Below are 22,916 nucleotides of genomic sequence, written 5' to 3'. Positions count from 1 at the left end.
GTCAGGAGGCACCGTCATGCCCCGGAGCACGCCCCGCGCCACGCCCCCGGCCTTCCTCGCCGCCTACGACGCCGTCCTCGCCAAGTGGCCCGGGGACACCGTCCACACCGATCTCACCACACCGTACGGACGCACCCACGTGCACGGCACCGGACCGGAGGGCGCCCCGCCGGTCCTGCTGCTGCCCGGCGGCGGCGCCACCTCCACCTGCTGGTACCCGACGGCCGCGGCACTCGGCGAAACCCACCGCGTCCACGCGGTCGACCTCGTCGGCGAGCCGGGCCGCAGCGTGCCGGACGCCACGCGCCCGCTCCGCACCGTCGACGACCTGGCCGGCTGGCTCGACGCGGTCCTGACCGGCCTCGGCCTCGCCTCGGCCGCGCTCGTGGGCCACTCCTACGGCGCGTGGATCGCGCTCCGGTACGCGCTGAGGGCGCCGGACCGCGTCGACCGGCTGGTCCTGCTCGACCCGACGAACTGCTTCGCCGGTTTCGGCCCGCGCTACCTGCTGCGCGCGCTGCCGATGCTGCTCCGCCCCACACCGGCCCGGACCCGCTCGTTCCTGCGCTGGGAGACCGGGGGCACGCCCCTCGACCCGGCATGGTGCGAACTGGCCGCGCGCGCGGCGGAGTTCCCCACCGTGCGCCCCGTCACCGGCCCGCGACCCCCGGCCGGGCGGCTGGCCGCCCTGTCCCCGCCGACCCTGCTCCTGACGGCCGGGCGGAGCAGGGCGCACGACGTCGGCCGTGTCGAGGCCCGGGCGCGGGCGGCCGTCCCCGGCCTGGAGACGGCGAGGCTGCCCGACGCCACCCACCACACCCTGCCGGTCGGCGCCTCGCCGGCGGCGAACGAACGGATCGCCGCCTTCCTCACCCGGTGACGGACCCGGGCGCCCGGCGGCGGTGGCCGGTGACGGCCCGTGGCCGGCCCGAGGCGCGACGGGGTGCGGTACGCGAGAGGGTCAGCGGCCGAGGGCGTCCCGGACGGCCTCCTCGGTCCGCCCCACCACGGCCGTGCCGTCCTCGGCGGTGATGATGGGCCGCTGGATCAGCTTCGGGTGGGCCGCCAGCGCCTCCACCCAGCGGTCCCGGTTCGCCGCGTCCTTCGGCCAGTCCCTCAGCCCCAGCTCCTTGGCGGCGTCCTCCTGGGTGCGGGTGATGTCCCAGGGTTCGAGGTCGAGCCGCTCGAGGACGGCCCGGATCTCGTCCGGGTCGGGCACGTCCTCCAGGTAGCGGCGCACGGTGTAGTCGGCACCCTCCGCGTCGAGCAGGGTGAGGGCGCTGCGGCACTTGGAACAGGCGGGGTTGATCCAGATCTCCATGGCACCAACGTACCGCGCGAAGAACCTCCAAACCCCCTCTGGCCAGGGATGATTGTCAGTGGGCGCGGGTAAAATCAGTAGTGAAGGTGAGGGTCCCGGGGAGGGCCCGCACCCACCGTTCGCCAGGAGGTCGCCCATGGCCGTCGCCACGATCAGGACACCGTCAGTCGAACCCTGGAAGCCCCTTCGGAAGCAGCCGCTCCCCGCGGGCCGTCCCCGCGAGTGGTACATCACCCACAACCGCCGCCTGAAGGCCATGCGCCTGGCGATCGCCCTGCTCGACGCGGGCGTCCACCACCCGGCCAAGGCGGGGAACGCGAAGATACGCGCCGCGGCCGATCTGCTCGGCATCCACCCGCCCTCCGACACCACCTGCCAGATGGTCCGCGCCCTGATCCGTTACGGCCGCTGACCCCGATCCGCTCGACGCACGACGAGGGCCGCCGCCCCGGGAATCCCGGGACGGCGGCCCTCGCCGTCGTCGTCAGCCGCCCGGTCGCCCGGACAGGACCTGGGTGCTCTAGAGGTCGTAGTAGAGCTCGAACTCGTGCGGGTGCGGACGCAGCTGGATCGGGGCGATCTCGTTGGTCCGCTTGTAGTCGATCCAGGTCTCGATGAGGTCGGAGGTGAAGACACCGCCGGCCTGGAGGTACTCGTTGTCCGCCTCCAGGGCCTCGAGGACCGCCGGGAGCGAGGTCGGGACCTGGGCGACGCCCGCGTGCTCCTCCGGGGCCAGCTCGTACAGGTCCTTGTCGATCGGCTCGGCCGGCTCGATCTTGTTCTTGATGCCGTCGAGGCCCGCGAGGAGGAGGGCGGAGAAGGCGAGGTACGGGTTCGAGGACGGGTCCGGCGCGCGGAACTCGACGCGCTTGGCCTTCGGGTTCGAGCCCGTGATCGGGATGCGCATGGCGGCGGAGCGGTTGCGCTGCGAGTAGACCAGGTTGACCGGGGCCTCGAAGCCCGGGACCAGGCGGTGGTAGGAGTTCACCGTCGGGTTGGTGAACGCCAGCAGCGACGGGGCGTGCTTCAGGATGCCGCCGATGTAGTAGCGGGCGGTGTCCGAGAGGCCGGCGTAGCCCTGCTCGTCGTAGAACAGCGGGTCGCCGTTCGACCACAGCGACTGGTGGACGTGCATGCCCGAGCCGTTGTCGCCGAAGATCGGCTTCGGCATGAAGGTCGCGGTCTTGCCGTTGCGCCAGGCGACGTTCTTCACGATGTACTTGAAGAGCATCAGGTCGTCGGCCGCGGCGAGCAGCGTGTTGAACTTGTAGTTGATCTCGGCCTGGCCGGCGGTGCCGACCTCGTGGTGCTGGCGCTCGACCTGAAGGCCGACGTTCTCCAGCTCCAGGGAGATCTCGGAGCGCAGGTCGGCGAAGTGGTCGACCGGCGGGGCCGGGAAGTAGCCGCCCTTGTAGCGGACCTTGTAGCCGCGGTTGTTCTCCTCCGCACCGGTGTTCCAGGCGCCGGCCTCGGAGTCGATGTGGTAGAAGCCCTGGTTCGCCGAGGTCTCGAAGCGCACCGAGTCGAAGACGTAGAACTCCGCCTCGGGGCCGAAGTAGGCGGTGTCGGCGATGCCGGTGGAGGCGAGGTACGCCTCGGCCTTCTTGGCGATGTTGCGCGGGTCACGGCTGTACTGCTCGCCCGTGATCGGGTCGTGGATGAAGAAGTTGATGTTGAGCGTCTTGTCCCGGCGGAACGGGTCGAGACGGGCGGTCGACAGGTCCGCGCGCAGGGCCATGTCCGACTCGTGGATCGCCTGGAAGCCGCGGATCGACGAACCGTCGAAGGCGAGCTCGTCGGACGGGTCGAACGCCGTCGCCGGGATCGTGAAGTGCTGCATCACTCCCGGAAGGTCACAGAAACGGACGTCGACCATCTTGACGTCGTTGTCCTTGATGAACTTCTTGGCCTCGTCGGCGTTCTGGAACATCCAACTCCTCCTACTCCCGGCCCGGGGGTGGGGCGGGGTTGCAGCTTGGTCGTGCGGCCAGTGCGGTGGCACACGCTGGACCCGACCATAGGCAGACGGGATTTCTCAAGCATGACCCATTTGTTTCGCCCAAGTTAACCGGGCTGGGCCTGGCCGGCATCGCGAAGCGCCGCGGCGGACCCGGGCCGAAGTGATCAAAAACGGGCACAGTACCGTGGACGCGTGGACAACAGGCAAGCAATGGGATCGTGGCTCTCGGGACCCCGCGCGGCGGCCGAGGACGCAGGCGTCGACTTCGGTTACCGGGGGGAGCAGCTCGGACTCCCCGAAGAGGGGCCGGGCTCCATCGCCCGGCCCGGCCGGCGGATCGGCGCCCTCGTCGTCGACTGGGCGCTGTGCATGCTGATCGCATACGGTCTCGTCACCCATGGCTACAACCAGGCGACGGGCAACTGGGCCCTGGTCATCCTGCTCGTCCTGAGCGTGCTCACGGTCGGGACGATCGGCTCCACGCCGGGCAAGCGGATCTTCGGCCTCCGCGTCGCCTCGGTGAACGGCGGACGCCTGGGCGCGATCCGCGTGGTGATCCGCAGCGTGCTCGTCTGCCTCGCCATTCCGGCCCTCATCTGGGACCGCGACGGCCGCGGCCTCCACGACCGCCTCGCGGGCGCCGTCCAGGTACGTATCTAGGCCAGTTCGGGCGCCCCGGACTCCGACTCCGTCCGAGACCCCGCCGCACGGCCCACCGGGCCCGTACCCGCCCCTCAGGGGTCGGTGCGGGCCCGTCGTGCGTCCGGGCCGGCACCCGGGGTGCCCATGGACGGAGGAAGGGCGCCCCGGAACCTCTCGGTTCCGGGGCGCCCTTCGTGTGTCGGGGGTCTGGCGTCCTCAGCGCATCTTTCCGCCGCGCGGCATCCGCATGCCCTTCGGCATCGGACCCTTCGGCAGCGGCATGTTGCTCATCAGGTCGCCCATCGCCCGGAGCCGGTCGTTGGCGACCGTCACCTGCGGGCCACTGAGCACCCGCGGCAGCTTCAGCATGGTCGTACGGACCTTCTTCAGCGGCACCTGGCCCTCGCCCTCGCCGACGATGATGTCGGTCACCGGGACGTCGACGACGATGCGGGCCATCTTCTTCTTCTCGGCGGCCAGCAGCGTCTTGAGCCGGTTCGGGTTGCCCTCGGCCACCAGCACGATGCCGGCCCGGCCGACCGCGCGGTGCACGACGTCCTGGTTGCGGTTCATCGCGACCGCCGGGGTCGTCGTCCAGCCGCGCCCGACGTTCTGCAGGACCGCCGCGGCAGCGCCCGGCTGGCCCTCCATCTGCCCGAACGCGGCCCGCTCGGCACGTCGTCCGAAGATGATCGCCATCGCGAGCAGCGCCAGGACGAAGCCCAGAATGCCCAGGTAGACCGGGTGTCCGATCAGGAAGCCGATCGCGAGGAGGACACCGAGTACGACGATGCCCACGCCCGCGACGACAAGCCCGACCTTCGGGTCGGCCTTTCGGGTCATCTTGTACGTGAGGGCGATCTGCTTCAGTCGCCCTTGGTTCGCAGCGTCTCCGCTGCTCGTGTTTGCCTTCCTCGCCATGCCCTGAAGTTTACGTGGCCCGCGAAGCGTGACCAGCCACGGCCTCCAGTACGTGCTGTGCCTCGACCCGGTCCTTGGCCCGGCGGCGGTCCTCCAGGACGGAGTTCCAGGCGTTTCGGCGGGCGGTCCGCTGTCCGCCGCCGAGCAGCAGCGCCTCGACGGCCTTCAGGGCGTCGGTGACGGACGGGATCGCGGTGGCGCGGACGTGTGTCGCGGCCTGCATGACGGGGTCCTCCCTCAAGTACGGATCAGATGAGAGGTGGGGGCGAGCGGGGATGTGGCGGTGAGTGAAGCCAGGCTCACAGACTGGTGTTACCAGTGCGTGACTCGGTGGTCAAACACTGATGAAACGTTGATGCGGCCATTTGCGGGAACCCGTGGACGACGACGCGGCCCGTGCACCCCGCCTGAGCTGCAGGGGTGCACGGGCCGCGCGAGATCCGGCCACTACCGGCCGGTAACAACTTGTGCGCCGATTCACACAGTCGCGGCGCCCTACGCTCCGGCTCGGCTCCGCCGCCCGGTGCCGAGGGTCGCGCCGCGGCTCGCCACCGCTGCGGGCGCGTGCCCGCCCTCGTTCCTCGGGCGGACCCGCACCCTACGCTCCGGCTCGGCTCCGCTGCTCCATGGCCTGCTGGTAGAGGCGGCCGGCCCGGTACGAGGAACGGACCAGCGGGCCCGACATCACGCCGGAGAAGCCGATCTCGTCGGCCTCCTCCTTCAGCTCCACGAACTCCTGCGGCTTCACCCAGCGCTCCACGGGGTGGTGCCGGACCGACGGACGCAGGTACTGCGTGATCGTGATCAGCTCGCAGCCGGCGTCGTGCAGCTGCTGCAGCGCCTCGCTGACCTCCTCACGGGTCTCGCCCATGCCGAGGATCAGGTTCGACTTCGTGACCAGACCGTAGTCACGCGCCTTCGTGATGACATCCAGCGAACGCTCGTAACGGAAGCCCGGACGGATCCGCTTGAAGATCCGCGGCACCGTCTCGACGTTGTGCGCGAAAACCTCGGGACGGGAGTCGAAGACCTCCTTGAGGAGCTCCGGCACCGCGTTGAAGTCAGGGGCGAGCAGCTCGACCTTCGTACGGCCGTCGGCGCGGCCCGCGGTCTGCTCGTGGATCTGGCGCACCGTCTCCGCGTACAGCCAGGCGCCGCCGTCCTCCAGGTCGTCGCGGGCGACGCCGGTGATCGTGGCGTAGTTCAGGTCCATCGTGACGACCGACTCGCCCACCCGGCGCGGCTCGTCACGGTCGAGCGCCTCGGGCTTGCCCGTGTCGATCTGGCAGAAGTCGCAGCGCCGCGTGCACTGGTCGCCACCGATGAGGAACGTGGCCTCGCGGTCCTCCCAGCACTCGAAGATGTTGGGACAGCCCGCCTCCTGGCAGACCGTGTGCAGGCCCTCGCTCTTCACGAGACCCTGCATCTTCGTGTACTCGGGGCCCATCTTCGCCCGGGTCTTGATCCACTCGGGCTTGCGCTCGATGGGGGTCTGGGCGTTACGGACCTCCAGGCGCAGCATCTTGCGTCCGTCGGGTGCGACTGCGGACACGACCGGCTCCCTGTAGCTTCGATTCTTCGGCGCACACCAGGGTACGCCCGTTGTTCGTACGGTTTTACGTCTGGCCAACCTGTGGCCATGGCCCGGCATTCCCACCGGGCGGTCCGGCGGACCCTCCCGGTCCGGTCCGATGTCCGGTCGCGGCAGGGCTTCCGCCCGGCCTCCCGGCCCCTCCTAGGCGGAGACCGGCGCCGTTTCGCGCTCGATCTCGCGCGGCTTCAGCTCCGCGTTCTCCAGGACCGCCTTCAGGTGCTTCTCCACCACCGGCAGCACCTCCTCGATCGTGACCTCCCGGCCCAGCTCGCCGGCGAGCGAGGCCACACCGGCGTCCCGGATCCCGCACGGGATGATCCGGTCGAACCAGGTGTTGTCGGGGTTCACGTTCAGTGCGAAGCCGTGCATCGTGACGCCCTTGGCGACCCGGATGCCGATCGCCGCCAGCTTCCGGTCCTCGCGGCGCTGGCCGGCGTTGGACGGAGCGTACTCCGGGCCGTTCAGACGGGGATCGAACTCCTCGTCGGTCAGCCGCGGATCGAAGTCGAGCGAGAGGCCGCCGAGCGCCGGGCGCTGCTCGACCGGGTCGCCCAGCACCCACACGCCGCTGCGGCCCTCGACCCGGGTGGTCGTCACGCCGAACTCGGCTGCGGTGAGGATCAGCGCCTCCTCCAGGCGGCGGACGTGCGCGACGACGTCGACCGGGCGGGGCAGCTTCATGATCGGGTAGCCGACCAGCTGGCCGGGGCCGTGCCAGGTGATCTTGCCGCCGCGGTCCACGTCGACGACCGGCGTCCCGTCCAGCGGGCGCTCGCTCTCGGCGGTCCGGCGGCCGGCGGTGTAGACGGGCGGATGCTCCAGGAGCAGACAGGTGTCGTCGATCTCGTCGGCGAACCTGGCCGCGTGCACCTCGCGCTGCTTGTCCCAGGCCGCCCGGTACTCGACGGCCTCGTCGCCGAAGCCCAAGCGGACGAATCGCAGCTCACTCACGGCAATGCCTCCTCCTGAGTGCCGGACGCCGGCTCGCGGGGATCGTCCCGGCCGGCACGGCACCATGCGTCATTCGCGCCCATGCCACTGTACGGCGACGGCGCGGACACCCGTTCGGCAGGTGTGGGAGCACGAGGCGGGTGAATACGTCAGCTACGTCAGCGACGCCCCCAATCCTCACACGATCGGATGAATGTGGGGCGAAGGTGCCGGTACAGGCGGTGGAGCCCGCTAAATTCACGCCGTTCCATGAGGGCCCACACGGGTTGCCACCCGGGCCCGGAAGGCAGGAGACCGCACAGCTGATGACGGAACGACCTCCGCAGCGCACCCCGAACCGCCAGCTCGCCGCGCTCATCGCCGAAGCCGGTTTCTCCAACGCGGGCCTGGCCAGAAGGGTCGACCAGCTCGGTCTGGAGCACGGGCTCGACCTGCGGTACGACAAGACGTCCGTGACCCGCTGGCTGCGCGGCCAGCAGCCGAGGGGCACGACGCCCGCCCTGATCGCCGAGGTCTTCACCCGGCGCCTGGGCCGCCGGCTCTCCGCCCAGGACCTCGGGCTCGACGCCTGCGCGCCGGTCTACGCCGGGCTGGAGTTCGCGGCGACGCCCGAGGAGGCCGTCGACATCGTCAGCGGTCTGTGGCGGAAGGACTCCGGCAGCCAGGTCGAGCTCCGCAAGATCGCCTTCACCCCGGCGGGACTCGTCGTCCCGAGCCGGGACTGGCTGATCGGCCGGGCCGACGAACGGGTGGCCCGCGGGGAGGCGGCCGTCCCGCACGGGCGGGTCGGCGCGGACGGCCGGGCCGGTGCCGAGGCGCGTGCGTCGGGGTTCGGCGCGACCGACCGGCGGCCCGGCGCCGCGGTCGGCCTGGAGAACCGTCCGGGACTCGGCGCGGGCCCGGAGGCGGGCCGGTTCGTCGGCGACGGGCGACGGGCGCCGCAGGACCCGCGCGTCCCGGTGCAGGGGCGCGCGTCGGTGCCGCGGCAGCGGGGCGGCGAGCGGGCACCCGGGCAGCGCGTCTCCAGCGGCGACATCGCGGCGCTGCGCTCGGTCGGCGAACTCTTCCGCACCCTCGACCACGCCTACGGAGGGGGCCACGCCCGCCAGGCCCTCGTCCGCTACCTGGAGCACGAGGCGGAGCCGATGCTGCGGGGCACGTACGGGGAGTCCGTCGGGCGCCGCCTGTTCGGCGCCGCCGCCGACCTCACCCGGCTGGCCGGCTGGACCTCGTACGACATCGCGGCCCACGGCCTCGCCCAGCGGTACTTCGTCCAGTCGCTGCGCCTCGCGCAGGCCGCCGGAGACCGGGCCTACGGCTCGTACGTCCTGATCACGATGAGCCGGCAGGCGGTGTACCTCGGCCACGGGCGCGAGGCGGTGCAGCTCGCCCGGGTCGCCCAGCAGGGCGTCGGGTCCGCGGCGCCCCCGGTCGTCCAGGGGCTGCTGCACGCGGTGGAGGCGCGGGCCCACGCGGTGCTGGGGGAGGCGCGGGCGTGCAGCGCCTCGCTCGCCCGGGCCGAGCGGGCTCTGGAGGCGGCCCGTCCGGGTGACGAGGTGCCCTACTGGGCGCGGTCGTTCGACGAGGGACAGCTGGCCGACGAGTTCGGCCACTGTCACCGGGACCTCCAGCAGTACCGGCCGGCCGCGCAGCACGCGGAGCGTTCCCTCCAGCTCCGCGCGCCCGGCTTCGCCCGCAGCCGGCTCTTCTGCCGGGTGGTGCTGGCCACGGCGCGGCTGGGCCTCGGCGAACTGGACCAGGCGTGCGCCCTGGGCGCGGAGGCGGCCCAGCAGGCATCCGAGATGCGCTCGGCGAGGGCGGTGGAGTACGTCCGCGACTTCGAACGCCGGCTGGAGCCGTACCGCGACGCGGCGGCGGTCCGCACCTACCGCGACCGCGTCGCCGCGATCGGCTGACGGCGCCCGCCGGCCCTCGTCGGCGGACCCGCCGGCCGGCAGTCGTCGGCCGGCACCTCCCGGGCCGTGGGCGGCCCGCCGGCCCGGCCGCCCGCCATGGACCACCCCGGAGCCCCGGTGCGGCGGGGCTCCGGGGTCGGGGAGGGCGGCGCGGGATCCGCTCCGGCCCTCCCCTCCCGCCGCGGGCCGACGCTCAGGCCACCGCGTCCAGGGGCGGGGTCTCCCGCTGCGAGGGCACGCCCAGGTCCGTCAGGAGGGCGTGGGCCGCGCGGCGGCCCGAGAGCAGGGCAGACTGCGGGGTGCCCGCGTCGCGGTGGTCGCCGCAGACGTAGAGCCCCGCGAGCAGCCTGACCGGGCGCCGCGGGTCGTACGGCGGGGGCATCGCCGGGATCGCGTCCCGGGTGTGGTGCATGCCGAGGAGCTCCCACTCGTCCGTCGACGTGCCGTACAGCGTCGCGAGGTGCTTGCGCACCCGGCGGTCCGCGTCGTCCGGCGGGGTGCCCAGGACCGTCGAGGTGACCAGGGTCCGGCCCCGCGGGGCGCGGGCCGGGTCGACGGCGCTCATCACCGCCGAATGCGCGACCGGGCCGCCCGGGTCGGACTCCAGGACCAGGACCGGTTCGGCGGTGGGGGCCGCCGGCGCGGTGTGGTGCAGGACCGTCACCGCGTGGAAGCCGGGCACCCGCAGCCCCGGCAGCAGCTCCGCCGCGGTACGGGCGCCGGTCGCCACGACGACCGAACGGCAGCCGAACCCGCCGTGGCCGTCCGTCATGACGCCGTTCGCGGAGACCTCGGTGACCCGGACGCCCGTACGGACCGTGCCCGGCGGAAGCGTCGCCGCGAGCAGGGCGGGCACGGCGTCCGAACCGCCCTCCGGCACGCACAGCCGTCCCCGTGCGAACGCCCGCAGGGCGAGGTCGGCCACACGCCGCGAGGTGGTGAGGTCCGGATCGCCGAGCAGCGCGGCGAGCAGCGGGCGCAGGAACCCCTCGACGGTACGGGCGGGCAGACGGGCCGTCAGCGCCTCGCGGGCGGTCCGCTCCTCGCGCGACAGCAGTCGCTGCGCGGGCGTGGCGGCCAGGCGCGTCAGGGCGGCGCCCAGGCGGGCCTGATCGAGCGAGGCGGCCGGATTTCGGGGGGCGCTCGCCAGGGCGCGCGCCATCGTGAACGCTCCCCTCACGCTCCCGGGCTCCCCGGTCCTGACGTAGCGTCCGTCACTGTGCACCAGGGCCCCGGGCGCGAACGGCCGCAGGACGAGCCCGTCGAGGCCCGGGTTGCGGCGCAGCTCGGCGTACGAGGTGGTCAGCAGTGGCCCGACCCGGTCGAGCCGGAAGCCGTCGACGTCGTCGGTGGCCATCCGGCCGCCCACCCGTGGCCCGGCCTCCAGGACGGTGACGCCGACTCCGGCGCTGGTCAGCCGGTGGGCGGCCATGAGCCCCGCGATCCCGGCTCCGACGACGACGACGTCCGTGTGGTGTGCGTGGCGTGCGGTACTGAGCACGTGCCCCTCCCCAGGTCGGCGCGGCTGGTGGGAGGCCTATGCCCCCAACAGACCCTCGGAATGCCCGAGTTCGCATTCAGGGACGGACAAGCCTAGGCAGCGCTCCCACGGTCGCCAGCCGCGCGTGCCGGGGTGCACGCAGCACGGCGTCGCACACGTGTCCGCCCCCATGGCTTCCGGCCGGGGGTCTTTCCGGCCACGCGCGCGCTCCCCGGACGCGCGCGTCCGCGCTCCCGTGCCGTCCGCGTGCTGCCGGAGTGGCGGCCTCAGGCCGCCGCGCGGATCGCGTCGTCGATCGTCGGGAAGGCGAAGTCGAACCCCGACTCCAGCAGGCGCGCCGGCAGCACCCGCTGACTGCCCAGCACGTCCTGCGCGAAGTCCCCGAGAGCCACCCTCAGGGCGGACGCGGGCACGGTGAACAGGGTCGGCCGGCGCAGCACCCGCCCCATCGCGGCCGTCACCTCGCGATTGGTGACCGGCTCGGGCGCGGTCAGGTTCACCGGCCCCGAGACGGAGTCGGTGTCGATCAGGTGCCGGAGGGCGGCCACCTCGTCGTGCAGGGAGATGAAGCTCCAGTACTGGCTGCCGTCGCCCATCCGGCCGCCGACCCCGGCGCGGAAGACAGGGAAGAGCCGTCCCCAGGCACCGCCCTCGCGGGCCACCACCAGGCCCGTGCGGGCGTACGCGACCCGGATGCCGGCCTCCTCGGCCGGAGCCGCCGCCGCCTCCCACTCCACGCACACCGAGGGCAGGAAGCCCTCGCCCGCGGGGGCGCTCTCGTCCACCGCGCGCGAGCCGGTGTCGCCGTAGTAACCGAGCGCCGTGCCGCACACCAGGACCTTCGGCGGCTCCGCGAGCGAGGCGAGGGCCTGGGCGATCGCCGTCGTGCCGAGCACCCGGCTGTCCCGGATCTCCTTCTTGTACGCCTCGGTCCAGCGGCGCTCGCCGACACCGGCGCCCGCCAGGTGCACGACGGCGTCGACGCCGACGAGGCCGGCGGTGTCCACGTGGAGCCGTGCGGGGTCCCACTCGACCTCGTCGGCGGCCCGCGCCGGGCGCCGGACGAGACGGAGGACGTCGTGGCCGTCGGCGCGCAGGGAGCGCACCAGGGCCGTGCCGATGAGTCCGGAGGCGCCGGTGACGGCCACCCGCGTACGGGAACGAGAGCGCTGCATGGGGACATCCTGCCCTTCCCGAGCGCCTCGTGGCACAGTGGCCGTCATGATCGCGCCGGAGACGCAGATACGCCTCGCCCGTCCCGGGGACGAGAACGCCCTCGGGGAGCTGGACCGCGCCACCTGGTCCACGCTGCACGCCGTGCAGCCGCCGCCGCGGGCGCCGTACCCCCCGTTCTTCGACGAGCGGCACCTGCCCGAGCACTACCTGGTCGCCCAGCGGGGCGAGGAGGTCGTCGGCTACCTGCGCCTGGTGCCGGCCACCCCGCTCGCCTGCAACGCGCACGTCCGCCAGATCCAGGGACTGGCCGTCGCCGAGAGCGCCCGGGGCCGCGGCGTGGCCCGCGCCCTGCTGCGCTCCGCCCTGAGGGAGGCCCGCCGGCAGGGCGCCACCCGGATCACCCTGCGCGTCCTGGGCCACAACGCGCCCGCCCGCGCGCTGTACGCCTCGGAGGGCTTCGTCGTCGAGGGCGTGCTGCCCGGCGAGTTCCTGCTGGACGGCGCGTACGTCGACGACGTCCTCATGGGCCGCCCGCTCGACGCCTGACATCCACCGTGCCGCCGCCCGCCGTGCCCACCCGGTGTCCGGCGCTCAGTCCCGCCCGCCGTCCGGTGCCGCGTCCGGTGTGAGGTCCGTGGGCGCGGCCGTGCCGCCGTCCGGTGCCGCGCCCGTGCCTGCGTCCGGTCCCAGCAGGCGCATCCCGCCCATCAGTTCCCGCAGGCACCGCACCGCGAGCCCGGCAGGCGCGCCCCGGCCGCGGACGGGCGCGTCCGTCTCCGCCCAGGTCTCCAGCGCGATCCGGATCGCGTCCGTCGCCGCCGCCGCCGTCAGCCGGACCCCCAGCGGATCGGCGTCCGGGCCGGCGAGCACGGCGACGACGGAGCGCAGCTGCTCCTCGGACTCCTGGTTGACCCGGTACCAGACGGCCCGCAACGCCGGGTCCTGCGCGGCGGCCCGCAGCAGGCCGCGCGTCCGGCGCAGCCCCTCGGCGGCCTCCTCGTCGGCCGCGGCGAGCGACTCGGCGACCGAGCGCTCCAGCGCCTCGGGCAGTGCCGCCCCCGGCTCGGTGGCGGCGAGCCGCTCCCGCCAGCGGTCCGCGCCGACCGCGAGGAGCGGGGCGACGGCGTCCTGCTTGGAGCGGAAGTAGCGGTAGAAGGTGCGCAGGGCGACCCCGGCCCGCTGGGAGATGTCCTCCGCCGTCGTGCCGTCCGGGCCGCGCTCGGTGAAGAGCTCGGCGGCGGCACGCGCGATGTCGAGCTGCGTGGCCGCCTTGCGGCGCTCGGTCAGGGAGAGGGGCTTGGTGCTCACCGTACGAAGCCTACGCTGTGCCTCTGCCAGGCGGGCACTCCGTGCAGCTATGGCAAAACGTGCCACTCAGGCGTACGGTGGCACCTACATCGAGTGCGCCGCGCACCGAGCACGCGAGCCCCGGACCGCACCGGGCCGCCGAGCACACCGAACACACGGCCGCGAGCCGTCGAGAGGTCGGACAGGACATGAACCGCTACGAAGGACGCCGCGCACTGGTCACCGGCGGCGGATCGGGCATCGGCCAGGCCACCGTGCTGCGCATGCTCGCCGAGGGCGGCCGTGTCGTCGCCGCCGACATCAGCGAGGCCGGTCTGAAGGACACCGTGGCGCGGGCGGGCGCGCACGCGGACCGCCTGACGACCGTCGTCCTGGACGTGGCCGACGAGGCTTCCGTACGCGCGGGCGTCGCCGCCGCCGTCGAGGCGCTCGGCGGCCTGGACGCGCTGGTCAACGCCGCCGGCATCCTGCGCTCCTCGCACACCCACGAGACCGGTCTCGACCTCTTCGAGCAGGTCGTCCGGATCAACCTCACCGGCACCTTCCTCGTCATCCGCGAGGCGATACCCGCGCTCCTGGAGGGCGAAGGCGCCGCCGTGGTCAACTTCTCCTCCACCTCGGCGGTGTTCGCCCACCCGTACATGGCGGCGTACGCGGCCAGCAAGGGCGGCATCCAGTCCATGACCCACGCCCTCGCCGCCGAGTACGCCCGGCAGGGCATCCGCTTCACCGCGGTGCAGCCCGGCTCCATCTCCTCCGGCATGACCGACGGCACCGGCGCCAGCCGGCAGAGCGTCGGCCCCGGCCTGCCCGAGGACGCCGACCTCTCCCTCTTCATGAAGCTCACCCCGGCCCTCGGCCAGGGCTTCGCCGGCCCGGAGACCGTCGCCGGCGTCGTCGCCATGCTCGCCTCGGAGGACGGGAGGTTCATCACCGGCACCGAGGTCAGGATCGACGGCGGGACGCACTTCTGACGTCCCCCGCGCCGCCCGCGTCCTCGGGGGCGCACCGCCGTCGTCACCGGCGCGGACCGGTCGGGGGCGACGGCGCCTCCTCCGGCATCGGCGAGGGCCGGGTCTCCGTGGTCACCCCGGCGCCGTCCGGAGCGAGATCGTCCGGGCGGCCCGCCCCGACCGGGCCGAGGCCCTCGAGGCCACCGCGTCCCTCACCCGCCAGGACGGGCCCTCCGGGCGGGTGACTGGTTGGCGGCGTGCCCCGGGCTGATACTGGGAGGGGCTCTCAAGGTCATGGATGCCAGTGGTGGACGCCCGGTGGCGGCGCAGACGATGACCGACGGACCGGGCGTGGCCCGGGGTGCCGGCGGGTGGCTGGGAGCCGTCCCGGTGGCCCTCGCGGCGACGGATCCGGACGGCCGGATCGTGCACTGGGATCCGGTGGCCGAGCAGCTGCTCGGATACCGGGCGCGGGACGCCGTCGGGCGGCACGTGGTCGAGCTGCTGCACCCGGACGCGGACCGGAGCCTGGGCCGGTCCCTGTGGGAAGGGGCGGCGGCCGGGCACGGCGTGATGGGCTCCGTGACGGCCTGGCACCGCGACGGCCGGCCCGTCGAGCTGGAGATCTGGGCGCGCCCGGCCGGCGCCGGCGCCGACGCGGGGGTCCTCGTCTTCGCCGCCGAGGCGCACTCCTCGGCCCGGGTGCGCGGTTCCTCGGTGGTGTGGGACGGCCTGTTCTCGCACTCCCCGGTCGGGATCGCGGTCTTCGACACCGGTCTCAGGTTCCTGCGGGTGAACGCCGCGCTGCAGCGGATGAACGGCCTGCCCGAGGCCGCGCACGCCGGACGGACCCTGCCGCAGGTGCTGCCCGAGGTGAACGCGCGCGAGATGGAGGCGGTGATGCGCCGCGTCCTGGACACGGGCGAGCCGGTGGTCGACTTCCGCCGGGTCGGCCGCACCCCCGCTCAGCCCCGGCGGGAGGGCGTGTGGTCCGTGTCCTTCGTACGGCTGGAGGACGCGGACGGCCTGCCCGTGGGGATCGCGGCCTCGATGACGGACATCACCGCCGTGGAGGGGACCAGGATGCAGGCCGAGGAGGCCCGCGCCCGCCTGGCCCTGCTGAACGAGGCCAGCATCAAGATCGGCACGACGCTGGATCTGGAGCGCACCGCCCAGGAACTGGCCGACGTCGCCATCCACGGCCTGGCGGACGTCGTCACGGTCGACCTGCTCGAATCGCTCGCCGAAGGCGGCGAGGTCGGAGACGGCCTGGTCGGCGGCACGGCGCTGCGGCGCCTGGGCAAGGCACCCCGCGCCGGATCCCTGGTCGCCGGCGTCCTCGCACCGCTCGACCGGACCCTGCAGTTCCCCTCTGCCGCGCCCTACTCCCAGGCCCTGGCCCGGCGCCGGCCCTACCTGCTCACCCACCTCGACGAGAAGGTCGTCGCCGCGGCCGCGCCGTACTCGGACACGCCGAGGAAGCTGCTGCTGCTGGGAGTCCGCTCCTTCCTGATGGTGCCGCTGATCGCCCGGGAGAAGGTCCTGGGGCTCGCCACCTTCTACCGCACCGGCGAGCAACCGCCCTTCGACGGCACCGACGTGGAACTGGCGGGCGAGCTGGCCGCCCGGGCGGCCGTGTGCGCGGACAACGCGCGCCTGTACGGCCGCGAGCACGACACCGCCGTGGCGCTCCAGCGCAGCATGCTGCCCCAGCACATCACCCCGCCGGCGGGCATCGAGATCGCCCATCGCTACCTCGCGGCGAGCGACGTCAACGAGGTCGGCGGCGACTGGTACGACGTCGTGTCCCTGTCCGGGGGCAAGGCCGCCCTGCTGATCGGGGACGTCATGGGCCACGGCACCGCCGCCGCGGCCGTCATGGGACGCCTGTCCTCCACCGTGCGGGCCCTGGCCCGCCTCGACCTGGAGCCCGTCGAGGTGCTCATGCAGCTGGAGGCGGTGCTGGACGACCTCGCCGAGCCGATGCTGGCGACGTTCCTCTACGCGATGTGCGACCCGGCCACCGGCCGCTGCCGGATCACCCGGGCCGGGCATCCGCCGCCGGCCGTCGTCACCCCCGACGGCCGGGCCCGACTGCTGGACCTGCCGGCCGGCGCCCCGCTCGGCATCGGCGGCATCACGTTCACCACCAGCGACGTCAGCCTGCCCCCGGGAAGCCTTCTCGTCCTGTACACCGACGGACTCGTCGAGGCCCGCGGTACGGACATCGACGCGCGCCTCGACGAACTCACCCGCCGGCTCGCCGATCCCGGGCCCTCGCTCGACGACCTGTGCGACGTGATCGTCACCCGCCTCGTGCCCGGCCCGCCCGCGGACGACGTCGCCCTCCTCGTCGCCCGCATCGGCACTCCCTGAGCGACACCGGCGCCCGCCAGGACCGGCGGGACCGGCGAGACCGGCGAGACCGGCGGGACCCTACGCCCCGAAGCGCTCCCACAGGCGCGGAAAACGGGCCGCGAGCACCCCGTCGTCCTCCAGGTCGAAGGTTCCGCCCTCCGGCTCGGCCGGCTGCGGGGGGATCCCCAGATCCGGCGCCTCGGCGCCGGTCAGCTGCTCGTACGCCTCGTCCGCGGCGAACCCGAGCTCCTCGCCGTCCCCGTCGATCTCCTCGTCGAACTCGCCGAGCAGCTCCGCGAGCGAGTCCGGATCGTGCACCCCGCCCTCGAAGACCTCCCGGCCCTGGCCGATCAGCCAGCAGCGGAAGTAGTCGAAGGCGTCGTCGCTCGCGCCGTCGAGCAGCACGGCCGCCGCGCCCCACAACTCCCAGGAGTAGGCCCGGTGATAGCGGGCCTCGAAGTGGCGGGCGAAGTCGAGCACGGAGTCCGGGTCGAGCTGCAGGAGCCGTTCCACGAGCAGGTCGGCCTGATCCTCGGGGTCGCCCTCGGCGGCCTCGCGGCTGGAATCGATGATCTCCCAGAACTCCGTCTCGTCCATCACGGGACAAGCATCGGCCCTGGCCGGGGGCGACGCACCCGGAAACACCCAAAATCAATCCGGACAGAGGATGTCGTACTTTCCTGTCACGCTCGATCCATGACGACTGAACCGAAGCCGCTCGGCGGCAGGATCGCGCTGGTCGCGGGCGCCACGCGGGGCGCGGGCCGGGGTATCGCCGTACAGCTGGGCGCGGCGGGCGCCACCGTGTACGTCACCGGGCGCACCACGCGCGGGAAGGCCAGCGAGGTCGGCCGGACGACCGAGACCATCGAGGAGACGGCCGAGCTGGTGACGGCGGCCGGCGGCGAGGGCATCGCCGTGCCCACCGACCATCTGGAGATCGACCAGGTCGAGGCGCTCGTCGCGCGCATCGACAGGGAGCAGGGCAGGCTCGACGTCCTCGTCAACGACGTCTGGGGCGGCGAGCACCTGGTCGAGTTCGACAAGAAGGTGTGGGAGACCGACCTGGCGGGCGGTCTGCGGATGCTGGAGCTCGGCGTGAGGACGCACGCGATCACCTCCCGTCTCGCGGTGCCCCTGCTGATCAGGCACCCCGGCGCCCTGGTCGTCGAGATGACCGACGGCACGGCGGAGTACAACACCCGCTTCCGGCTCAACTTCTTCTACGACCTGGTGAAGAACGCCCCGATCCGGATGGCGTTCGCCCTCGCCCACGACCTGAAGGACGTCGGCGGCACCGCCGTCGCGCTCACACCGGGATGGCTGCGCTCGGAGCAGATGCTCGCCGCCTTCGAGGTCACGGAGGAGAACTGGCGCGACGCCGTCGAGAAGGTCCCCGGCTTCGAGATCGCCGAGTCGCCGGCCTACGTCGGCCGCGCGGTGGCCGCACTCGCCGCCGACCCCGACCGGGCCCGCTGGAACGGCCGGTCGCTCGACAGCGGGAGCCTCGCCAGGGAGTACGGCTTCACGGACGCCGACGGCTCCCGGCCGGACGCCTGGGGCTACATGATCGCGGGCGAGACCGGGAACCCGGACGTGGCGGACTACCGGTAGAGCGCCGCGAGGGCCCGAGACGCCTCGGCCAGACGGGACCGCAGGGAGTCCGGTCCGAGGATCTCCGCCTCCGGGCCCAGGGAGAGGAGCTGACCGAAGGCGACCTCCTCGTTCTCCACGGGGAGCGTCGCCGTCACGCGGCCCTCGGCATCCGTCGAGCCGGCCGCCAGCGCCTCCTCGGCCGCCGCGCGGTCCGTCACGTACGGCAGCCGGCGCGCCCCCGCCGGCGAGAGGCGCAGCACGACCTCGGCGCGCAGGATCGACCGGGCGAACTCCGCCGCGCGCTCGGCCCAGAAGGCCGGCAGGTCGAACCCCTCGTCCCGTTCGAAGCGCTCCCCGGTGAGGACGACGGCCGTGAAGCGGTCCATCCGGTACGTCCGGAAGGCCGTGCCGGAACGCGCGCACAGGTACCAGACGCCCGCCTTCAGGACGAGCCCGTACGGGGAGAGCTCGCGCTCCACCTCGCGGTCGCCGCGCCGGTACCGGGCGGAGATCGTCCGGTCGTCCCAGACCGCCTCCGCGACCGGCGGCAGCCACTCCGGGGTCGCCGGCTCCTGGTACCAGCCCGGAGCGTCGAGCAGGAAGCGCTGCGCCGCCGAGTCCGGGGCGTCGCGCAGCGAGGGCAGCAGCGCCGCCGAGACCTTCAGCCGGGCGGCCGAGGCCGCGTCCTCCAGACCCATCTCCCGCAGCGCGCCCGGCAGCCCCGACAGGAACAGCGCCTCGGCCTCGCCGCGCGCCAGACCGGTCAGCCGGGTGCGGTAGCCGCCGATCAGCCGGTACCCGCCGGCCCTGCCCCGGTCCGCGTACACCGGAACCCCCGCCTCCGAGAGGGCGAGGGCATCGCGGGTGACGGTCCGCTCGGACACCTCCAGCTCCTCGGCCAGTTCGGCCGCCGTCATGGAGGTACGGGACTGGAGCAGCAGGACCATCTTGATCAGCCGGGCGGCACGCATGAATCCATCATGCGTGCCGCCACCGACAGCCGGACCGGCCTGCCCGGAGGACAGGTCCTACAGGCCGTAGCGCTCGCGCGCCTCCTTCACGGCCGAGGCCGGGACCTCGCCGCGACGGGCGAGCTGGGCGAGGGCCGCGACCACGATCGACTGCGCGTCGACACCGAAGTGGCGGCGGGCCGCGTCACGCGTGTCCGACAGACCGAAGCCGTCCGCGCCGAGCGAGGACCAGTCCTGCTCGACCCACTGCGCGATCTGGTCCGGGACCTGGCGCATGTAGTCGGAGACGGCCAGGACCGGGGACTCCACGCCCTCCAGGGCCGCGCGGATGTACGGCACCTTCTCCTCGCCGCGCAGGATCGCCGCGTCGGCCTCCAGCGCGTCGCGCCGCAGCTCCGTCCAGGAGGTGGCGGACCACACGTCGGCGCCCACGCCCCACTCCTCGGCGAGCAGCTTCTGCGCCTGCAGGGCCCAGTGGATCGCCGTGCCCGAGCCGAGGAGCTGGATCCGCGACGGGTTCGCCGGCAGGTCGAGGCCCGCGGACTCCGCCGTGTTGAAGCGGTACAGGCCCTTGACGATGCCCTCGTCGATCCCGGCGGGCTTGGCCGGCTGCGGCATCGGCTCGTTGTAGACGGTGAGGTAGTAGAAGACGTCCTGGTCCTCGCCCGGAGCCGCCTCGCCGTACATGCGGCGCAGGCCCTCCTTGACGATGGCCGCGACCTCGTAGGCGAACGCCGGGTCGTACGTCAGCGCCGCCGGGTTGGTCGCCGCGATGACCGGGGAGTGGCCGTCCGCGTGCTGCAGACCCTCACCCGTCAGGGTCGTACGGCCCGCGGTGGCACCGACGAGGAAGCCGCGGCCCAGCTGGTCGCCGAGCTGCCACATCTGGTCGGCGGTCCGCTGCCAGCCGAACATCGAGTAGAAGATGTAGAAGGGGATCATCGCCTCGCCGTGCGTGGAGTACGCGGTGGACGCGGCGATGAAGTCGGCCATCGAGCCGGCCTCGGTGATGCCCTCGTTCAGGATCTGGCCGTTGACGGCTTCCTTGTAGTACATCAGCTGGTCGCGGTCGACCGGCTCGTACGTCTGGCCCTTCGGCGAGTAGATGCCGAGCGACGGGAACAGCGACTCCATACCGAAGGTGCGGGCCTCGTCCGGGACGATCGGGACCCAGCGCCTGCCGGTCTCCTTGTCGCGGACCAGGTCCTTGACCAGGCGGACGAACGCCATCGTGGTCGCCATCGACTGCGAGCCGGAGCCCTTGTCGAAGGCGGCGAACGACTTGTCGGCCGGGGCCGGCAGCGGGGAGAGGGCGTGCGTGCGGCGGGCCGGGGCCGGGCCGCCGAGGGCCGCGCGGCGCTCCTGGAGGTAGCGGACCTCGGGGGAGTCGGCGCCGGGGTGGCCGTACGGCACCACGCCGTCGACGAACTGCGCGTCCGAGATCGGCAGGCCCAGCAGGTCCCGCATGTTCTTGAACTCGTCCACCGAGAGCTTCTTCATCTGGTGGTTCGCGTTCTTCGAGGCGAAGCCCTCGCCGAGGGTGAAGCCCTTCACGGTCTGCGCGAGGATGACCGTCGGCGCGCCCTTGAACTCCAGGGCGGCCTTGTAGGCGGCGTACACCTTCCGCGGCTCGTGGCCACCGCGGGAGAGGTGGAAGCACTCCAGGATCTTGTCGTCGCTCAGCAGCTGCGCCATCGCGACGAGCGCCGGGTCCTTGCCGAAGAAGTCCTGGCGGATGTAGGCGGCGTCGCGGGTCTGGTACGTCTGCACCTGCGCGTCGGGGACCTCGCGGAGCCGGCGGACCAGCGCGCCGGTGGTGTCGAGCTGGAACAGCTCGTCCCAGGCGCCGCCCCACAGGGACTTCACGACGTTCCAGCCGGCACCGCGGAACTGGGCCTCCAGCTCCTGCACGATCTTGAAGTTGGCGCGGACCGGGCCGTCGAGGCGCTGCAGGTTGCAGTTGATGACGAAGGTCAGGTTGTCCAGACCCTCGCGGGCCGCCAGCGCGAGGGCGGCGGTCGACTCGGGCTCGTCCATCTCGCCGTCACCGAGGAACGCCCACACGTGCGAGGCGGAGACGTCCTTGATGGAGCGGTTGGTGAGGTAGCGGTTGAAGCGCGCCTGGTAGATCGCCGAGAGCGGGCCCAGACCCATGGAGACGGTCGGGAACTCCCACAGCCAGGGAAGGCGGCGCGGGTGCGGGTAGGAGGGCAGGCCCTTGCCGCCCGACTCCTGCCGGAAGTTGTCGAGGTGCTCCTCGGTGAGGCGCCCGTCGAGGAAGGCGCGGGCGTAGATGCCGGGGGAGGCGTGGCCCTGGATGTAGAGCTGGTCGCCGGAGCCGTCCCCCTCCTTGCCCTGGAAGAAGTGGTTGAAGCCGGTCTCGTAGAGCCAGGCGGCGGAGGCGAAGGTGGCGATGTGGCCGCCGACGCCGTGCTTGGCGCCGCGGGAGACCATCGCGGCCGCGTTCCAGCGGTTCCACGCGGTGATCTTCCGCTCCATCTCCTCGTCACCGTCGATGACGGGCTCCGCGGAGGTGGGGATGGTGTTGACGTAGTCCGTCTCCAGCAGCTTGGGCAGGGCCAGGCCGGCGCCCTCGGCGTGCTGGAGCGTGCGGCGCATCAGGTAGGCGGCCCGGTGGGGGCCGGCGGCCTTGGTGACGGCGTCGAGGGAGGCCGCCCACTCGGCGGTCTCCTCGGTGTCACGGTCCGGGAGCTGGTCGAGCTCACTCGGAATCTTGCCTACGGGATCGGTCATGATCGCCGCCTTCCGGACAGATGGGGGTGGAGAAGGGGTGCCTTGTCTGGCAGGACAGGGCGAAGGCCGGGGTTGCGGCCCGCCGAAGACTGTATGTCGCCGATCGATGATCGATCAAAGGGTTGAAGGGGAAAACCTCTTCAGATCGAGAAAGTCGGCACAGGGTGCCGCGAAACTGGGCACCCGGTGCCTTGTTTTCGCAGGTGGGGAGCCGGATGAGGGGGTGCGCGCACGAATGAGCGAAGCCCCGCCGGGGCGGGGCTTCGGAGGAGAAGGGGCTTCGGGACCGGGCCGGAGGTCCTCCTCCCGGAGGTGTCTCGGGGCTCGGACGGACCGGACGGGACGGGACGGGACGCGCCCCCTAGGCCCGCGGGGCGCAGCCCAGGACGTGGGCCTTCACCAGCGCGCCGATGTTCGGGTCCCCGCGGCGGAACGCTTCCACGAGCTCCTGGTGCTCCTCCGCGTACGACTTCTGGACCGTGCCGAGCCAGCGGATCGACAGGGCCGTGAAGACCTCGATGCCCAGGCCCTCCCAGGTGTGCAGCAGCACGCTGTTCCCGGCCGCCTTCACCAGCTCGCGGTGGAACGCCACCGTGTGCCGCACCTGCGCCGTCCCGTCGGCGGTGCGGTCCGCCTCGTACAGGGCCGTGACGTGCGGCTCCAGGGTGGAGCAGTCGGCCGCGAGCCGCCCTGCCGCCAGCTCGGCCGCGATCTGCTCCAGACCGGCCCGGACGGGGTAGCTCTCCTCCAGGTCGGCCGCCGTGAGGTTCCGTACCCGTACGCCCTTGTTGGGCGCCGACTCGATCAGGCGCAGCGACTCCAGCTCGCGCAGCGCCTCCCTGACCGGTGTCTGGCTGACCTCCAGCTCGGTGGCGATCCGTCGCTCCACGATCCGCTCGCCCGGCTTCCAGCGCCCGCTGACGATGCCCTCCACGATGTGCTCGCGGATCTGCTCGCGAAGCGAGTGGACGACAGGGATGGTCATGGAGCAGCT

The 22,916-nt window shown here is 73.0% G+C and carries 21 protein-coding genes; 8 read left to right on the top strand and 13 right to left on the bottom strand.

The features are described 5' to 3' along the window. Nucleotides 1-16 precede the first annotated feature (16 nt). Complete coding sequence (locus tag ACGFZF_RS02165; protein WP_393550616.1) at nt 17-880, top strand: alpha/beta fold hydrolase; 864 nt, start codon at nt 17-19, stop codon at nt 878-880. A gap of 81 nt (nt 881-961) precedes the next feature. Here ACGFZF_RS02165 and ACGFZF_RS02160 read toward each other — a convergent pair whose 3' ends face one another. Further along, entirely contained in the window at nt 962-1,321 is a 360-nt protein-coding gene (locus ACGFZF_RS02160; RefSeq protein WP_393550615.1) for an arsenate reductase family protein, read from the bottom strand. 136 nt (nt 1,322-1,457) lie between these two features. Between ACGFZF_RS02160 and ACGFZF_RS02155 the strand changes: the two genes are divergently transcribed. Further along, nucleotides 1,458-1,733, top strand: a complete 276-nt coding sequence (locus ACGFZF_RS02155) for a hypothetical protein (protein ID WP_356603090.1) — start codon at nt 1,458-1,460, stop codon at nt 1,731-1,733. A gap of 108 nt (nt 1,734-1,841) precedes the next feature. On the opposite strand, the gene glnA is transcribed toward ACGFZF_RS02155, so the two are convergent. Continuing rightward, nucleotides 1,842-3,251: a type I glutamate--ammonia ligase gene (gene glnA / locus ACGFZF_RS02150; protein WP_393550614.1), complete on the bottom strand. Its 1,410-nt coding sequence runs from the start codon at nt 3,249-3,251 to the stop codon at nt 1,842-1,844. A 222-nt stretch (nt 3,252-3,473) separates the two neighbouring features. On the opposite strand from glnA, the gene ACGFZF_RS02145 reads away from it, so the two are divergent. Continuing rightward, nucleotides 3,474-3,941 carry an RDD family protein gene (locus ACGFZF_RS02145; protein ID WP_356603094.1) on the top strand — a complete coding sequence of 156 codons (468 nt, stop codon included), beginning with the start codon at nt 3,474-3,476 and terminating at the stop codon, nt 3,939-3,941. A gap of 198 nt (nt 3,942-4,139) precedes the next feature. Here ACGFZF_RS02145 and ACGFZF_RS02140 read toward each other — a convergent pair whose 3' ends face one another. The 4 genes from ACGFZF_RS02140 to lipB form a co-directional block, all read right to left on the bottom strand. Then, nucleotides 4,140-4,844: a DUF4191 domain-containing protein gene (locus tag ACGFZF_RS02140; RefSeq protein ID WP_147977701.1), complete on the bottom strand. Its 705-nt coding sequence runs from the start codon at nt 4,842-4,844 to the stop codon at nt 4,140-4,142. A 10-nt stretch (nt 4,845-4,854) separates the two neighbouring features. Beyond that, entirely contained in the window at nt 4,855-5,067 is a 213-nt protein-coding gene (locus ACGFZF_RS02135) for a hypothetical protein (RefSeq protein ID WP_393550613.1), read from the bottom strand. Nucleotides 5,068-5,442: 375 nt separating this feature from the next. Continuing rightward, nucleotides 5,443-6,396 carry a lipoyl synthase gene (lipA, locus tag ACGFZF_RS02130; protein ID WP_356603098.1) on the bottom strand — a complete coding sequence of 318 codons (954 nt, stop codon included), beginning with the start codon at nt 6,394-6,396 and terminating at the stop codon, nt 5,443-5,445. Nucleotides 6,397-6,579: 183 nt separating this feature from the next. Next, complete coding sequence (lipB, locus tag ACGFZF_RS02125; protein ID WP_393550612.1) at nt 6,580-7,389, bottom strand: lipoyl(octanoyl) transferase LipB; 810 nt, start codon at nt 7,387-7,389, stop codon at nt 6,580-6,582. Between the two features lie 305 nt (nt 7,390-7,694). Between lipB and ACGFZF_RS02120 the strand changes: the two genes are divergently transcribed. Next, nucleotides 7,695-9,305 (top strand): regulator, encoded by a 1,611-nt coding sequence (locus tag ACGFZF_RS02120; RefSeq protein WP_393550611.1) that lies wholly within the window; start codon nt 7,695-7,697, stop codon nt 9,303-9,305. Nucleotides 9,306-9,498: 193 nt separating this feature from the next. On the opposite strand, the gene ACGFZF_RS02115 is transcribed toward ACGFZF_RS02120, so the two are convergent. Together ACGFZF_RS02115 and ACGFZF_RS02110 are read right to left on the bottom strand one after the other, a co-directional pair. Then, complete coding sequence (locus ACGFZF_RS02115; RefSeq protein ID WP_393550610.1) at nt 9,499-10,806, bottom strand: NAD(P)/FAD-dependent oxidoreductase; 1,308 nt, start codon at nt 10,804-10,806, stop codon at nt 9,499-9,501. Nucleotides 10,807-11,072: 266 nt separating this feature from the next. After that, nucleotides 11,073-11,981, bottom strand: a complete 909-nt coding sequence (locus ACGFZF_RS02110; RefSeq protein WP_393550609.1) for a TIGR01777 family oxidoreductase — start codon at nt 11,979-11,981, stop codon at nt 11,073-11,075. Between the two features lie 46 nt (nt 11,982-12,027). Between ACGFZF_RS02110 and ACGFZF_RS02105 the strand changes: the two genes are divergently transcribed. Beyond that, nucleotides 12,028-12,528, top strand: coding sequence for a GNAT family N-acetyltransferase (locus ACGFZF_RS02105; RefSeq protein ID WP_393550608.1), 501 nt, complete (start codon nt 12,028-12,030; stop codon nt 12,526-12,528). Nucleotides 12,529-12,573: 45 nt separating this feature from the next. On the opposite strand, the gene ACGFZF_RS02100 is transcribed toward ACGFZF_RS02105, so the two are convergent. Continuing rightward, nucleotides 12,574-13,290, bottom strand: a complete 717-nt coding sequence (locus ACGFZF_RS02100; RefSeq protein WP_393550607.1) for a TetR/AcrR family transcriptional regulator — start codon at nt 13,288-13,290, stop codon at nt 12,574-12,576. A gap of 188 nt (nt 13,291-13,478) precedes the next feature. On the opposite strand from ACGFZF_RS02100, the gene ACGFZF_RS02095 reads away from it, so the two are divergent. Further along, nucleotides 13,479-14,264 carry an SDR family NAD(P)-dependent oxidoreductase gene (locus tag ACGFZF_RS02095; RefSeq protein ID WP_393550606.1) on the top strand — a complete coding sequence of 262 codons (786 nt, stop codon included), beginning with the start codon at nt 13,479-13,481 and terminating at the stop codon, nt 14,262-14,264. A gap of 273 nt (nt 14,265-14,537) precedes the next feature. After that, on the top strand, nt 14,538-16,619 hold the full coding sequence (locus ACGFZF_RS02090; RefSeq protein WP_393550605.1) for a SpoIIE family protein phosphatase: 2,082 nt from the start codon (nt 14,538-14,540) through the stop codon (nt 16,617-16,619). Nucleotides 16,620-16,679: 60 nt separating this feature from the next. On the opposite strand, the gene ACGFZF_RS02085 is transcribed toward ACGFZF_RS02090, so the two are convergent. Continuing rightward, a complete protein-coding gene (locus tag ACGFZF_RS02085; RefSeq protein WP_393551003.1) occupies nt 16,680-17,198 on the bottom strand; it encodes a DUF4240 domain-containing protein in 519 nt (172 codons plus the stop codon). Nucleotides 17,199-17,297: 99 nt separating this feature from the next. Between ACGFZF_RS02085 and ACGFZF_RS02080 the strand changes: the two genes are divergently transcribed. Next, nucleotides 17,298-18,215 carry an SDR family oxidoreductase gene (locus ACGFZF_RS02080; protein ID WP_356603116.1) on the top strand — a complete coding sequence of 306 codons (918 nt, stop codon included), beginning with the start codon at nt 17,298-17,300 and terminating at the stop codon, nt 18,213-18,215. On the opposite strand, the gene ACGFZF_RS02075 is transcribed toward ACGFZF_RS02080, so the two are convergent. From ACGFZF_RS02075 to ACGFZF_RS02065, 3 genes are all read right to left on the bottom strand, one after another. Further along, the gene (locus tag ACGFZF_RS02075; RefSeq protein WP_393550604.1) at nt 18,206-19,168 is read right to left on the bottom strand and encodes a helix-turn-helix transcriptional regulator; all 963 of its coding nucleotides are present in this window, start codon (nt 19,166-19,168) and stop codon (nt 18,206-18,208) included. The genes ACGFZF_RS02080 and ACGFZF_RS02075 overlap by 10 nt on opposite strands. A gap of 57 nt (nt 19,169-19,225) precedes the next feature. Next, the gene (gene aceE, locus ACGFZF_RS02070) at nt 19,226-21,922 is read right to left on the bottom strand and encodes a pyruvate dehydrogenase (acetyl-transferring), homodimeric type (RefSeq protein WP_393550603.1); all 2,697 of its coding nucleotides are present in this window, start codon (nt 21,920-21,922) and stop codon (nt 19,226-19,228) included. A gap of 361 nt (nt 21,923-22,283) precedes the next feature. Beyond that, a complete protein-coding gene (locus ACGFZF_RS02065; RefSeq protein WP_393550602.1) occupies nt 22,284-22,907 on the bottom strand; it encodes a GntR family transcriptional regulator in 624 nt (207 codons plus the stop codon). Nucleotides 22,908-22,916 lie beyond the last annotated feature (9 nt).

This window comes from Streptomyces sp. NPDC048338, assembly GCF_043201055.1.
Taxonomy (GTDB): domain Bacteria; phylum Actinomycetota; class Actinomycetes; order Streptomycetales; family Streptomycetaceae; genus Streptomyces.
Note: the sequence above shows the minus strand (reverse complement) of the source record. Positions and strands in the feature narration are given on the sequence as shown.